The 13,327-nt window shown below is 45.8% G+C and carries 12 protein-coding genes; 2 read left to right on the forward strand and 10 right to left on the reverse strand.

Annotated features, from left to right (window positions below; translation table 11 throughout):
- Positions 1 to 90: 90 nt before the first annotated feature.
- From CZ379_RS25635 to CZ379_RS25665, 7 genes are all read right to left on the reverse strand, one after another.
- Positions 91 to 1,707: an extracellular solute-binding protein gene (locus CZ379_RS25635; RefSeq protein WP_110934212.1), complete on the reverse strand. Its 1,617-nt coding sequence runs from the start codon at positions 1,705 to 1,707 to the stop codon at positions 91 to 93.
- Between the two features lie 310 nt (positions 1,708 to 2,017).
- Entirely contained in the window at positions 2,018 to 2,926 is a 909-nt protein-coding gene (locus CZ379_RS25640) for a Gfo/Idh/MocA family protein (protein WP_110934213.1), read from the reverse strand.
- The gene (sdaAA, locus tag CZ379_RS25645) at positions 2,926 to 3,810 is read right to left on the reverse strand and encodes an L-serine ammonia-lyase, iron-sulfur-dependent, subunit alpha (protein ID WP_110934214.1); all 885 of its coding nucleotides are present in this window, start codon (positions 3,808 to 3,810) and stop codon (positions 2,926 to 2,928) included. The genes CZ379_RS25640 and sdaAA overlap by 1 nt, the downstream gene beginning before the upstream one ends.
- Positions 3,807 to 4,490: an L-serine ammonia-lyase, iron-sulfur-dependent subunit beta gene (sdaAB, locus tag CZ379_RS25650; RefSeq protein ID WP_110934215.1), complete on the reverse strand. Its 684-nt coding sequence runs from the start codon at positions 4,488 to 4,490 to the stop codon at positions 3,807 to 3,809. The genes sdaAA and sdaAB overlap by 4 nt, the downstream gene beginning before the upstream one ends.
- A gap of 20 nt (positions 4,491 to 4,510) precedes the next feature.
- Positions 4,511 to 5,578, reverse strand: coding sequence for a dihydrodipicolinate synthase family protein (locus CZ379_RS25655; RefSeq protein ID WP_110934216.1), 1,068 nt, complete (start codon positions 5,576 to 5,578; stop codon positions 4,511 to 4,513).
- On the reverse strand, positions 5,579 to 6,595 hold the full coding sequence (locus CZ379_RS25660) for an NAD-dependent epimerase/dehydratase family protein (protein WP_110934217.1): 1,017 nt from the start codon (positions 6,593 to 6,595) through the stop codon (positions 5,579 to 5,581). It abuts the gene before it with no gap.
- Between the two features lie 97 nt (positions 6,596 to 6,692).
- The gene (locus CZ379_RS25665; RefSeq protein ID WP_110934218.1) at positions 6,693 to 8,012 is read right to left on the reverse strand and encodes a helix-turn-helix domain-containing protein; all 1,320 of its coding nucleotides are present in this window, start codon (positions 8,010 to 8,012) and stop codon (positions 6,693 to 6,695) included.
- 499 nt (positions 8,013 to 8,511) lie between these two features.
- On the opposite strand from CZ379_RS25665, the gene CZ379_RS25670 reads away from it, so the two are divergent.
- Complete coding sequence (locus CZ379_RS25670; protein ID WP_110934219.1) at positions 8,512 to 9,096, forward strand: DoxX family membrane protein; 585 nt, start codon at positions 8,512 to 8,514, stop codon at positions 9,094 to 9,096.
- A gap of 208 nt (positions 9,097 to 9,304) precedes the next feature.
- Here the strand turns inward: CZ379_RS25670 and CZ379_RS25675 are convergent, their stop codons facing one another.
- Positions 9,305 to 10,072, reverse strand: a complete 768-nt coding sequence (locus CZ379_RS25675) for an exodeoxyribonuclease III (protein ID WP_110934220.1) — start codon at positions 10,070 to 10,072, stop codon at positions 9,305 to 9,307.
- A 164-nt stretch (positions 10,073 to 10,236) separates the two neighbouring features.
- On the opposite strand from CZ379_RS25675, the gene CZ379_RS25680 reads away from it, so the two are divergent.
- Positions 10,237 to 10,974, forward strand: a complete 738-nt coding sequence (locus tag CZ379_RS25680; protein WP_110934221.1) for a helix-turn-helix domain-containing protein — start codon at positions 10,237 to 10,239, stop codon at positions 10,972 to 10,974.
- 275 nt (positions 10,975 to 11,249) lie between these two features.
- On the opposite strand, the gene CZ379_RS25685 is transcribed toward CZ379_RS25680, so the two are convergent.
- On the reverse strand, positions 11,250 to 12,623 hold the full coding sequence (locus tag CZ379_RS25685) for an amino acid permease (protein ID WP_234405018.1): 1,374 nt from the start codon (positions 12,621 to 12,623) through the stop codon (positions 11,250 to 11,252).
- A gap of 86 nt (positions 12,624 to 12,709) precedes the next feature.
- Positions 12,710 to 13,198, reverse strand: coding sequence for a hypothetical protein (locus CZ379_RS25690; RefSeq protein WP_110934223.1), 489 nt, complete (start codon positions 13,196 to 13,198; stop codon positions 12,710 to 12,712).
- Between the last annotated feature and the right edge of the window lie 129 nt (positions 13,199 to 13,327).

The following is a 13,327-nucleotide window of genomic DNA, read 5'->3' on the forward strand; positions in this document are numbered from 1 at the left end:
GGCACGTCTCTTCTCCTCCCGGGTGACGATAAATGGCACTCGGAACATAATTTCCCTCCGTGCCATTCATCGTCCTAATCTTTCTATATATTATTTATTTGCTTCAAAACGTTTTTGAGCTTGGTTGAATACTTCTACGTATTTACTTGCCCCGTTCTTCTCAGCTGTTACTAGCCAATCAGCCCATTCTTTATCTCCATAGTTCTTATTAAGGATATATTTTGAATTGAATTCATTCATCGATTTCTCAATCGATGTTTGCAATTCTGCAATAAGGGCAATCTCATCTTCTGTAAGATTCAATACAGGATCTTCAGGTTCAAATTTATTAGCTGATACCATTTTGTCTTGAGCCTCTTGCTCTTTCTCTGTGTAGTTGTAGTATACAGAGCGTCTATCTGGGTTAAGATACATGCCTTCAATCCACATGCCATAATGCTCTTCCAGTACTTTAATTTCTATGCTAGGCAGGTCGGCTAGCTCCGGATATACTGGCTTCCCGTTCTCATCAAAGTTAAAGTTCACACCTTCTACACCAAGCGTGATAAGCTCGGAACCCGATGGGCTCGTCAGATAATCTAACAATTTCAATGCAGCTTCTTTATTCTCGTTATTAGCAACGGTGATTCCAAAGTCTGCATTGATTAAAGGCAATGTACGGATATTTCCCGTAGGCCCAATTGGGTTAGCATAACGCAGGTCATACTCAGGATATTGCGAGCTTACTTGGTTGTAGAATAGATCCAGACGTCCAATCCAGTCCCACGTTACGAACGCTTTATCTGTAGTCATTTTAGCTGTCCAGGAATCCGTGGTATCTGTCAAGAATTCTTGATCAAGCAAGCCTTCGTTATACAGCTTTTTCAAGAAATCAAGCATCTCTTTATGCTCTGGTTGAACTCCTGCTAATTTCCAAGTTTTATCGGATTCGGAATAGATAGCAGGGTAGCTTGCTCCTCCGATCCCCCAGCCATAGGAAAGATCTTTAAAGATCGTCTCCTTTGTTTTGGATGCCATTGGATATGAATCCGGATAAATTTCTTTTAATTTTTTCAGTGCTTGATAGAACTCTTCCGTGTTTGTCCACTCAGGAATGTCGTGCTTATCGAAAATATCTTTTCTGTACATCATGCCATGGTTAACATCACGATTCATGTTGTAAACCGGCCATGTATAAATGTTGTTATTCTCGTCTCCATAGGAATTAACAACCCAAGGATTTTCATCAACATATAGTCTTTTGAAATTTGGCAGCATATCAACATAGTCGTTGATTGCAACTACTGCTTTTTGTTGACCGATTCTCTTCAGCTCATCCCGTTTAAGCCCGTGAAAAATATCTGGAAGCTTACCCGATGCAACAATTAAACGAAGCTTATCCTGGAAAGTAGCAGGGGAATAATGTTGAAAATCTACTGTAATTCCTGTACGTTTCTCGATTTCCTTAGCAACTAGCTTGTCGTTAAGCGGAGTTTCACTTACAACCATCCAAGTCAACTTTGTTGGTTTATCTACCAGTGGAAGCTTCAACCCGCCGGTATCACCATATTCATTAGTGATATCTTCAACCACCGTATTGGATGGGGCATTTGTTGCTCCGCCACTTGAGTTTGTTTCTTTTCCCCCTGCATTTTTTGAACCGCATCCAGCCAATAGTGTACCGACCAGTACTAGAATGAGCGTCATACTAAGAAGCCTTTTTGACATTGTTATACCTCCCCTTTGTAATAGAAAAAGTAAAGCATTTGTTGTGACCGAAGTGCTCCTTCGGACAATTCACATTGTAGATCGGTTCATACGCCTCGTAAATAAAGCGTTTTCATCCGCTGTGTTTTTTCGACATCCACCGAGGTGAAAAGTTAGAAGAACCCTTATTTATCAACGTTTTTTTGATGTGGAATTTGCTAAATAGGTGGAAAATGCTATATAAACACTTTGATTTTTTTCCATTCACGGCATATCGCCATTTTTAGGAATCCAAACAACTGGGTTTAAATCAATTGTAAATGGAGGGTTCTTACAGCGATACTGACTGCCCTATCCTTTTACTTTCCTCGGCTGCCTCTATAAAGCGAATAATCTCTAAGGTCTCATTCCAATCTAATGGAGATTTATGACTATCGAATAGAATCATTATCTGCTCAAGTAAGCTAGCGTAAAAAGGCTTTGCGCTTGAATCAACCTCGATCAACGAGGTTTGTCCTGCTCGGCTAATCGTTGCGAAGAATGGACTTTCTGGCAAACGGCTGAGCTTAACTGTTCCCGTACGCCCACCTTCCCAATGGGCAGCTATTAAATCATGCTCTTCTGTAGTCGTAACGCTAACCTCCAGGCAGCCTGTGCCCATAATTGCATATAGAAGCTCTATCGAATGAATCCCATACCAATAATAGTAGGATTGGGTCGGCTCCACGGCCAAAGGGCCGCCAACAACAGCTCGAATCACGGTCGCCGGGTTCTCGCGTTCCAAATCATCTGTTATTTGCTGCGCATACCTTAAAGCCGAGCAGCTCATAATCGGGAGCTGATATTGCTGCGCGATTCGAAATATCTCTTTAGCACTTATCGTGTCCAGAGCTAGAGGTTTGTCAATAAAGACTGGCTTGCCGTATGGAGCTATTCGCCTAAATTGGTCAAGATGTACCCGGCCATCCGCAGATGTTAGCAAAATTGCATCACAGCTCGCAGCAACCTCTTCTGGAGAATTTAATCTACGAACCCCGAATTCAAGCTCCAGCTTTGCCATAAAACCTTCCACTCGATCCGCACTAAGCGGAAAGTCATTAGAGCCCCCTAAAAAAGCTGCCACAACCTTCCCTCCCGATACATGATTTGCATCGGATGAGTCGTTGAGCAGCTTAGTAAATGCAACAGAATGGGAGGAGTCCGTACCAATAAGACCTATTTTCAAATCATCCACTAGCATCAACTCTCCTCTTTTTCATAAAGCTCTTTCATAATTTTTCTCCCCGTGGGTGTTTGTGCAAGTCCGCCCATCGCCGTCTCCCGATGCTTCTCAGGCATTGCACTGCCAACCTCGAGCATAACGTCAATCACTTCGTCCGATGGAATGACACTCTTGACCCCGGCAAGTGCCATATCTGCGGCCGCCATTGCCGTAACGGCACCAAAACCATTACGAACGATGCAAGGAACTTCCACCAATCCCCCGACCGGATCGCATATAAGGCCAAGTGAGTTTTTCAACGCCAATCCTACCGCATGAACCGCCTGCTCCGGTGTACCACCGCGAAGCTCCACCAATGCTCCAGCTGCCATGCCAATCGCAGAGCCTACCTCAGCTTGACACCCGCCTTCGGCGCCCGACACGAATGAGTTATTCGCGATAACATAGCCTATTGCTCCCGCACTAAAGAGGCCATGAACCATATGCTCATCGCTCCAGCCAAATCTTTCTTGCGAGCTAACGAACACGCCTGGTATAATGCCGCAGGAGCCTGCCGTCGGAGTAGCGATAATTCGCCCCATTGATGCATTGATCTCAGAGACCGCTAAAGCATACGCCATCGCGCTGCAAGCCTCCGTCCCTAAAGAAACGACCCCGTTGTGCATATAAGCTCGAACTCGCTTGGCGTCTCCGCCCGTCAATCCACTACGGGGCTTCAAATCGCTGTCTATTCCTTTGTAAACCGCTTCTTTCATAATGTCATAATATGCGGCCATTTTCTCTAGCACTAGCTCAGTGCTCTTCCCCGTCTCTGCCGCCTGCTCCGTAATCATCAGCTGCCCTATCGTAACGGACTCTTTAACGCATAATTGTATCAATTGCTCTAAATTAGAGAACCTCATAGTATATCCCCTTTGGAAGTGAGATTAATAACGCGAACCATGTAAACATCAGGTATTTCAACGATCTGGTCGATAAACTCGGTACGCAATACCTCATCACTCTCAATCACGGTTAGAGCATCCCCGCTTCTGGACTTTCGATCAACCTCCATATAGCCAATATTGGCATCAGCATGCTTGAATATATCCGTCATTTCAGCTAGGATCCCCCGGCGATCCGCATGAAAAATTAATAAGGTTGGATAGTTGGCCGTAAATTTAACATCGAAATCATCAATGCCTACGATTTCAATATTGCCGCCACCGATGGAACACCCTAGTACAATGACTTGCTGCTCTCCTCTGCGAAGAATAAACGTTGCCGTATTGGGGTGCATGCCTGCCTTCTGAGCTGTACGAAGTTGTACTTCCATCCCAGCTTCCTTTGCCCTGTCAAAAGCATCTTTGATCCGCATATCATCGGTTTCATAATTTAGCAGACCTGCGATAACAGCAAGATCCGTGCCGTGGCCGCGATAGGTTGTAGCGAAGGATCCATAGAAAATGATTTCAGCATATTCTGGCAGCCCTCCGAGCACATGTCTGGCCGTTCTTCCCAGCCGAACTGCTCCGGCGGTATGGGAGCTGGAGGGCCCCACCATGCTCGGACCGATAATAGAAAACACATCCTTAAACCGCATGTTTGAGTCCTCCTGTTTGATTAATCTTCAAGCCACTCCGTAAGATGTGCAGACACAAACTCATCATCGTGCAGTTGTGGATAATCCCGATATACACGATCAATCTCCTCCATTTGTCCCGGAGACAGCGTTTCATTTGGATTCAAGCACCACGTGCCTTGCAGCAAGCCCTGGCGACGCAGTACCTCATGTATACCTGGTATACAGCCTTTAAAATGATGTGCAGGATCAAAAAATGCAGCATTTGTATCTGTTACTTGTACATTTCTCGTTAACCATTCCTTTGACAGTTCTCCATGTTTTCGGACAGTCTTAATTTCCTCCAACAATTCTACGGCCTTTTTGGTCCAAACCGCCCAATGACCTAGTAATCCTCCGACAACGGTCTTCTCGATCGTTTCACCATCGACTTCAAAGCGATAAGTGGTCAATAAATCATTGATGATATTATCATCATTACCCGTATATAATGCGATTTCATCTCGTCTACTTGAGTAGCAAACAGCCCGAGCGACATCAATGGTCTGATAGCGATTAAAAGGTGCCATCTTGATAGCGACTACGTTTGGAATTTCCGCAAATTTGCACCAAAAATCAAAACTGAAAATCTGCCCACCCACCGATGGCTGTAAGTAAAAACCGATGACAGGCATAATAGCTGCTACCTGCTTTGTTCTATCCAAAATTTCTTCCTCACTACAGTCAGTAAGACCTCCCATACTCAACAATGCTGCATCATAACCTAGGGATTGTGCGAATCGTGTTTCACTAATTGCTTGTTCTATAGGCCCACAAATCCCTGCGACCTTAATAAAGGGACGTTGTATATTCGCCCTCGCGATTTCTTCTGCGGCCATTTGCAGAACAGTCTCAAATAAATTGTGGGGTTCATCGCGAATTTCAAATTGGGTCGAATGGACACCGACGGCGATTCCGCCTGCTCCGGAAGCAACATAGTAACGAGTTAACGCACGTTGATGTCGTTCGTCCAGCTGTCGATTCTTATCCAGTGCTAGGGGATGTGCAGGTATAACAAGCCCTTCATGTAGCGCTTTCAACAATTCGGAAGAAAGAGTAGTAGTAGTCATTTAGTATTTCCCCTTTCTTTCTTGGAAATGAGTCGGTTTATTCCATGTGGCTCCACCCGCCTGAACCCATTCAGCCAGCCAATCAATCATTTGAAGTAACGATACCGATGGGTACCCAAATCGTTGATGCGACTTCGATGCGTTATTCAGCAGCGCAATCTCCGATTCTGTGCCTTCAAACAGGGCTTCTTTACCCATACGCTTCGCAAATTCTTCAGCAGCCCAACGAATAGACATCGTTTCTGGCCCAGTAATGTTCATAACAGCTGGTGGATTCGAACACTCTGTTAAGCAACGCAACGCCATTTCATTGGCATCTCCCTGCCAAATTACATTAGCATGCCCCATAGTCAAGTTAATCACTCGTTGTTCATTCACAGCCTTTGCGATTTCCAATAGCACTCCATAACGCATATCAATCGCATAATTCAAACGATAGAACAGCATGGGCGTTCCGTTTTTATGGGAATGATATTCAAAAACACGCTCGCGACCTAAAGTTGATTGCGCGTATTCTCCTAACGGTTCAGGCGATACCGACTCATTTGCCCCTCCACTACCAATAGGCATGAAAGGATAAATATTACCTGATGAAAATACGACAATTCGGGAATCCTTAAATTTCTCCGCCACTCTGCCTGGCAAATAAGTATTCATCCCCCATGTGAAATGCTCTCTGCCCGTTGTTCCAAATTTATTACCAGCCATATAAATGATATTGTCTGCATGAGGCAATTGACTAAGCTCATCATCATTCAATAAGTTACAGGAAATCGTCTCGACCCCCGCTTCCTCTAGCTCACGTCTCGCTTCTTCGTCTGAAAACCGTGATACACCGATAACACGCTTATTTAATCCACCTTTACGGATTGCATTTTTAGCTAGCCTAGCTAAGCTTGGCCCCATTTTTCCGCCTACTCCAAGAATCATGATATCTCCATCAACCGAAGATAACTCCTTTACTAAGGCCTCAGAGGGCTCAGCTAATTTCGCTTCCAATTCCTCAAGTGTTTTCAATGCGATTTTCCCCTTTCTAGTATGAATCTATCTCCATCATACCGACAGGGGTTATATAAAGACAAATCTTTTAATTGTCTTTAAATCAGTAAATAGGCTAGAACATCGTTTTATCCTTCAAAAAAGAAAAGCGGTAAATTTGCCGTGGCCTTCCTCTCGGAACCTTCTCCACACCAGAAATATCAACGAGTCCATTATCGATCCAGAGTAACAGCAACCGATGAGCACTACGTACCGTGATATCAAGCAAAGCAGCAAGCTCATGAACCATATATTCATATTTGCCGTACTTTGCTGTGTGAGATAGCAGTTTGCTTAAATAAGCGCTTGTCATGCCAGCGTCTTCTGCTTTCTTGATAAGTTCCGCATGCGTTGGCGATAATACGTTCTGGATGGGATCTGCCATTTCGAGAGGACCGATCAGCGTCTGATCCTCACGAATAATAAAGCAGATATTTCCCCCGGCTTCCCTTGATTTGCGAAGGGCGGCTCTGGCATTTGTACCCGCTTCATTTGCCGAGGTTCCAAACCCTACTCCCAGGCTTAAGGAAATGCCTAATGAATGGTTGGCCTCTTTGGCTAGTGGAATCGTTTTGTAACCACCCGTCTCCCTCTCAAAGATCCCCCTAGTTGTGAAGAATAAATATTCATCTCCACCTAACGGTGTCAAGTAGCCGTCAAGTGATTCAACATAATCCAGAACCATACGATGAATATCCAGCTTTAGCTTTTGAACCTCATGCTCATTATTCCGCATCATCACCAGCTTGCCGAAATCATCGACCTTAATCATCCCAACGACAATTTGCGATTCTTTATTACGGCGAGATTCCGTTGATAGAAGCGCACGCTCCAACGTCACGCTCATATCCTGATCCGAAGGAATTAGCCATTCGTTCGCAGCCTGAAGATCAGACAGCTTCCGTGCTACGGATTCCACCCCCGTAATGGCGAATGAGCATGCACCCGTGTTCAACAGGTTATGATGGAATGCAAATAGCTTGTCCGGTGAGGCATGAGCAGGACCGCTATAAACTACCACCTTCGTCTGCTCGATCCCAAGGTCTTTGAGCGCACTCATAACCATGGATTTCGTAAGCGAATCTACAGATATTCCACCGCTGAGGTGACCTGTCTGTAAAGCACGAAATAACGTTTTGTACAGCCCAGCCCCCGTTAGTGGAACATAATGCACAGGTACCGTTACATTGATATTTTCTCTAACTTTACGATGCGATTGCGCACCGAATAATAGAAGCGCCTCTACCTCCAGCATTAAAGTTTCAACGACTGACGGGACTTGCTCCTCATCATTAACGATCCGTACAATCGGAGTAAATGTAGGAAATGCCTTTATAACCTTTAGTAGCTTATCTACAACATACTGCATGCCAACGATTCCAATCTTAATTTGCATATGCACGGGTCATTCCTTTCAATATTTCGCAAGCCTCTTTGTGACGACTTTTGCTTTAAACGAGATCTTGTCCTCGATAGTTAGTTCATGCTTGAAAAACTCCAATTAAACTGGCCGCATTACCGTTTTTTCCCATACCAGTACATACTTCATCTCGTGTAACTCGCAGAACTATCTTATCATTTTTTGCAAGTAAATTCGTAACTTTAACGCTCACTCCCGAAATAATCTATCCTGAGATAAGTATTATCCTTATAACATTATCATTCGTATATTCCGCGATAATCACTTGATTGAATTCGGAAGCACTCTGATTCGTTTCACCGATGAGACGATTATTACATAATCCAATGTAAGTGACTTAACCTACCATTCCAGACGAGCTTGTCAGTGCTTTGAGATTAATAACAAACGAAATATCCAACTTTATCCTTTGCTATTTATATAAAATGGTATACGATTAAAAAATAATTTGTTAAAATTTAAAGGAGATGATGCTATGACGATTAAAGATGAGTTGCGAGGGAAAAACATCATTATTCCTGACAATCCGGTATCGAATTTTTTGTTTAATAACACGAGATCGGCCCTTTTGTGGTTAGTTATTCGACTGTATTTGGGTTATGCCTGGTTAACCGCAGGATGGCACAAGGTAACTAGCGATCAGTGGGTTGGGAGCAATGCAGGTGCGGGACTGACAGGATTCGTTAAAGGAGCGGTCGGCAAAGCTGCAGAAGGGAAAGACGTAACGGGATGGTATGCATCGTTTTTGGAAAGCATGGTGCTCCCCAATGCCCCGCTCTTCTCTTATCTTGTTGCCTTTGGAGAACTCCTCGTGGGGCTAGGCCTGATCCTTGGCTTGTTAACGGGAATTGCCGCTTTCTTCGGCGCCTTCATGAATGCGAGCTTCCTGTTTGCCGGTACCTTGAGCACGAATCCGCTGCTGTTCATCCTAGCAACTTGGATTGTACTGGCCTGGAAGGTCGCCGGATGGTATGGGCTCGATAGATGGGCGCTTCCTCTGCTTGGAACGCCATGGAGCAAAAGCCGACGCAATAAGGACGATCAAACGGCAGCAACATAAATTAGTTAGCAAACACGAAGGACATACTGAGCTTTATCGAGAATTCAATTACATTTGTACGGGCTGCAACAAATTGCCGAGAGGCGGACTGTTGCAGCCTTTTATTATGCAAACACAATCTATTTAAGGCGTAATATTTCCCATTAAAGCTTTGCTGAAGCTTTCATCTCCGAACCAACTATATTCAAATACTACCTTCTTTACAAAATTACGCTCCCTGAATATCCGCCATTTCCAGCACAACAGGACAATGATCGCTGCCCATAACATGACAATCGATCTGTGCATCCACCAAGCTCTCACTCAGCCGGTTCGAGACCAGAAAATAATCGATCCTCCAACCGATATTCCGCTCTCTTACCTTCGGCATATATGACCACCAGCTGTAGACATTATCCCGATCGGGATAGAAATAACGGAACGTGTCTATAAATCCCGCCTCTAACAGCTTCGTCATTTTCTCCCGCTCCTCCAGCGTAAAGCCGGAATTACCGACGTTCGATTTGGCATTCTTGATGTCGATCTCCCGATGCGCGACATTCATATCCCCAGTTACGATAACCGGTTTATGCCGATCCAGCCCTACCAAGTAACTGCGAAACCGCTCCTCCCACTCCAATCGATCGGGCAGCCTGGATAAGTCCCGCTTCGCATTCGGCGTGTATACATTCACCAAATAGAATGCCTCGTACTCCAGCGTAATGATTCGCCCTTCCGGCTCCGAATCCTCTTCTATCCCGTATCGCACAGATAGCGGCTTGATTCTCGTAAACACGGCGGTTCCTGAATAGCCCTTCTTCTCTGCATAGTTCCAATACTGCTCATATTCTTCGCCGAGCTCCAGGTCGATTTGCCCGGCCTGAAGCTTCGTTTCCTGAACGCAAAATATATCCGCATCCGCTGTCCGGAAATAATCATAAAATCCTTTGTTTACACATGCTCTAAGCCCGTTGACATTCCATGACACCAGCTTCATTCCTTCTATCTCCTCTGCCTTGATATCACCATAATTTCTCTTATATTTTGAAGCCTTAACTCAAAATTTACAATCTTTATTCAAAATTTACGTTTACCGACCCGATAAATAGGAAGAGAGCTACATTTTTTTTGAATTGAAAGGCCGTAAGGGGGTTACACATCATGTCAGAAAAAATAGCTGCATCACATCAATCGTCCTCAAGCTCAGCCGCCGTCTTTACATCCCAATCGCATTTTGTGCAAATTGTGCGCAGCAACAAATCACTGATTACTATATTTCAAGAGTGCATCGACAACATTAAGGAGCATTTATCAGGCACCTACCTGTTTCTCCTCACCGATGAGGAAGGAGTCCTGTTGGCTATGGACTATTGCCAAAACCTGCAAGAGGTCGTGCGCAAGTCCGAGATTCGCGTAGGCATGTATTTTACGGAGGAGAGCTGCGGGGTCAATGCAATATCGGAAGCGATGGCCCGCCGAAGTCCAATTTATTTGCCACCGGAAGAACACGAAAGTCCCTTCTTTAAGAACTGGCACTGCTTCTCCACACCGCTGACCCTCGGGTCGCGAACGATAGGCTATCTTGATGTCTCCACCATTAACGCGAATATGAAAAGCGAACTGATCGCCATCGCCAAGCTGATTCCGGGTAACATGCTGAGCAGCCTGCAAAACCTGGCGGAGGCACAACCGCCGGAAAAGCCGCCAGTTCCTCTGACGGCGCGCCAACTGCATGTGCTTAGACTAATTGCGCAAGGCCAGACAGTCAAGTCCATCGCCCTTAAGTTAAATATTAAAGAATGTACCGTGAATCATCATAAAAAGATCATTTTCGAAAAGCTAGGTGTCCAGTCTAGTACGGAAGCCGTATCGGTTGCCAGTCGGATGTCCTACTTATAGGCAACTAGCACCTAAAACATACCTATACATTCTTATAGGTGAACTATGTTAATATATGTGCTAAACTTTTTACAGATACCTGAAACAAAACAATGCCCTAATTCTCGACAAATCATAGTTCTGAGCCCCATCGGAGGCGCGATGTAAATTGGGCGGTGAAAAGATTGGTAAATCGGGTTCACCGATCTCTTCCCCCTGACACATCTAAGGACGCCTATCCAAAAAAGGAGATAGCGATTGACGCTGCCTCCTTTTTTGCCTGCGCTTATATATGCTTATGTGGGCTCTCCCTCCGGCCTCGCTCTTCGCACCTTGCCTCTGTCCTTGCTTTGCTCCCTGCTCCAAATCCGCTTCATCAGCAGCATTACTCCTCCAATCAGCACTACAAACCCCAGGCTGATCCACAAGCCCGGCCGGCTCATGGGATGGAGCACTGTGCCGCTTATGGCTAAAACGATGATTGCCGTGCTGATCCAGCGCTTCGTCTGCCCCCAGCCGCTTAGCTTCAGCAGCCTTCCGGACGTAAATAGGATGAAGATCCAGTTGTACATAAGCATCAGGCCTGCCGCAGTCGTCACGTACTCATACATTTTCTCCGGCATGAGCAGGGCTAACAGAATGGATCCGCTCAGAGCTAGGGCGGTAACGCCAATCGCATAATAGGGAGTCTCTCTTTGCCCGCCACTCACCCTAGCAAATACCGGAGGAGCATCTTTATTTTTGGCTAAAGTCACGAGGATCGTAATTACGGCAAATAGGGAAGCAATCATCGTTGAGAATCCGGCTATAATGAAAGCCCCATTAAAAAGATGCGGCACAAAGCTCAAGCCATAACCTTTAAGCGAAGCGACAAACGGACTCTCTTTCGTGCCCATGGTGTTCCAGGGGACTAGGCTTAGCGCCAGCACCAAAGAAGCCGTGTAAAGAACCGTCAATGTTCCAATCATCCATCGTCCCGCCTTAGGGCCTTCCTTAGGATCCTTCAAACGAATTGCCAGAAGGCCCATAACCTCGATCCCCCCGAAGGCGTAGAACGCATATATGAGGCTGGACCATCCGCCTATTGCTCCTGCTGGGAAAAGAGGAACGGGCCAATTGGGCGCATGCTTCCCCCCGCCGAGCCAGCCTAAAATTGCAGCGCCGGCAATCGCCAGAAAGGCGATAATCGCCGCCAGCTTCATGACCGCAAACAAATGCTCTGCCCGTTCGAACCCTTTTGTCCCCAATATAATAATAACTAAGCCGAGTACGGCATAAATCAAAGCGAATACCCACATCGGCAGCCCTGGGAACCAAAAGCGGGTAAATAGTGACAATGCTGCCATCTGGCTTCCCATAATTAAAATCTCCGAAGAAAGATATACCCATCCGCTCCCGAAGCCAGCCCAGCGCCCGAAACCTTTCCGCGCATACACGCAAAACGAGCCCTCCTGCGGGTCTTGCGAGCTCATGCGGGCAAGCACGTCAAATACGACGAATGTTCCGATTGCAGCCAGTAAAAATGCTGGGATGATGGCCGGTCCTCCAATTTTTACGCCTACGCCCGTGCCAAGGAAATAGCCAGTACCGATCGTGCAGGCTACTCCCATTAACGACAATTGCCACCAGTGCAGCGGCTTATCCTTTGCTTCCTTGCTTGTCTTGTTCAAGGCAAACTCCTTATCCTCAACCATGTATTTGCACTTTGCACCAATCATGGCTTATTGTGCTGACAAGGGGGCGTAAATATTCTGCGCTAAACTGATATTTCTGCGGGCACGGCTCCCAAAGCCGCTTCCGCCAGCAGCTTCATGTAGTCGAGCGACTGCTCCAAAGGCATCCCTTTACCGAAATAGCTGTATTTTCTCCCACTCATAAGTACATAGACATCGATCTGGTCTGCCGGCCTTCCGTAAGCAGAATGCCAGAACACATTCGTCATATGGACGAATGCTAGGATCACTTCAGCATCATCCTGAGCCAAGAACTTCTGGACAATAAATTCTTCTGCCTGCTTGCTGTGCCAGACGGCCTGAAAAATCATGACCAGATTCAGCTCCAATTCTGCAACGTTCGTATTCCACTGTTCATAGAGAGCCACGGGATAATCCATTGAATTGGCTTCTTTAAATATTCTTTCCAATTGCTCGATCATGGTGAGATACACATGCCGGTAATGGGTTTCGCCTAAAAAATCCTCGACTCGCTTCGGCCAACGGCGCTCCAGCAGTACATGTATCGGCATCCGGCTTCTTGCCTCCGGCATCATGCCCTAATATTCATTAATCGTGTGCCCTACCGCATATTGCACTCTTTGGCGCCATGTCAGCCTTTTACACGGAAGAGAGATGCCTTCTGCGGAATAAGTCCGAAG

Source organism: Paenibacillus bouchesdurhonensis (genome assembly GCF_900155685.1).
Taxonomy (GTDB): domain Bacteria; phylum Bacillota; class Bacilli; order Paenibacillales; family Paenibacillaceae; genus Fontibacillus; species Fontibacillus bouchesdurhonensis.

What these genes read in the sequence shown, in the direction of transcription:
- CZ379_RS25635 (WP_110934212.1), bottom strand. Translation starts at nt 1,707, where the DNA reads ATGTCAAAAAGGCTTCTTAGTATGACGCTCATTCTAGTACTGGTCGGT.
- CZ379_RS25640 (WP_110934213.1), bottom strand. Translation starts at nt 2,926, where the DNA reads ATGCTAGTGGATGATTTGAAAATAGGTCTTATTGGTACGGACTCCTCC.
- sdaAA (WP_110934214.1), bottom strand. Translation starts at nt 3,810, where the DNA reads ATGAGGTTCTCTAATTTAGAGCAATTGATACAATTATGCGTTAAAGAG.
- sdaAB (WP_110934215.1), bottom strand. Translation starts at nt 4,490, where the DNA reads ATGCGGTTTAAGGATGTGTTTTCTATTATCGGTCCGAGCATGGTGGGG.
- CZ379_RS25655 (WP_110934216.1), bottom strand. Translation starts at nt 5,578, where the DNA reads ATGACTACTACTACTCTTTCTTCCGAATTGTTGAAAGCGCTACATGAA.
- CZ379_RS25665 (WP_110934218.1), bottom strand. Translation starts at nt 8,012, where the DNA reads ATGCAAATTAAGATTGGAATCGTTGGCATGCAGTATGTTGTAGATAAG.
- CZ379_RS25670 (WP_110934219.1), top strand. Translation starts at nt 8,512, where the DNA reads ATGACGATTAAAGATGAGTTGCGAGGGAAAAACATCATTATTCCTGAC.
- CZ379_RS25675 (WP_110934220.1), bottom strand. Translation starts at nt 10,072, where the DNA reads ATGAAGCTGGTGTCATGGAATGTCAACGGGCTTAGAGCATGTGTAAAC.
- CZ379_RS25680 (WP_110934221.1), top strand. Translation starts at nt 10,237, where the DNA reads ATGTCAGAAAAAATAGCTGCATCACATCAATCGTCCTCAAGCTCAGCC.
- CZ379_RS25690 (WP_110934223.1), bottom strand. Translation starts at nt 13,198, where the DNA reads ATGCCGATACATGTACTGCTGGAGCGCCGTTGGCCGAAGCGAGTCGAG.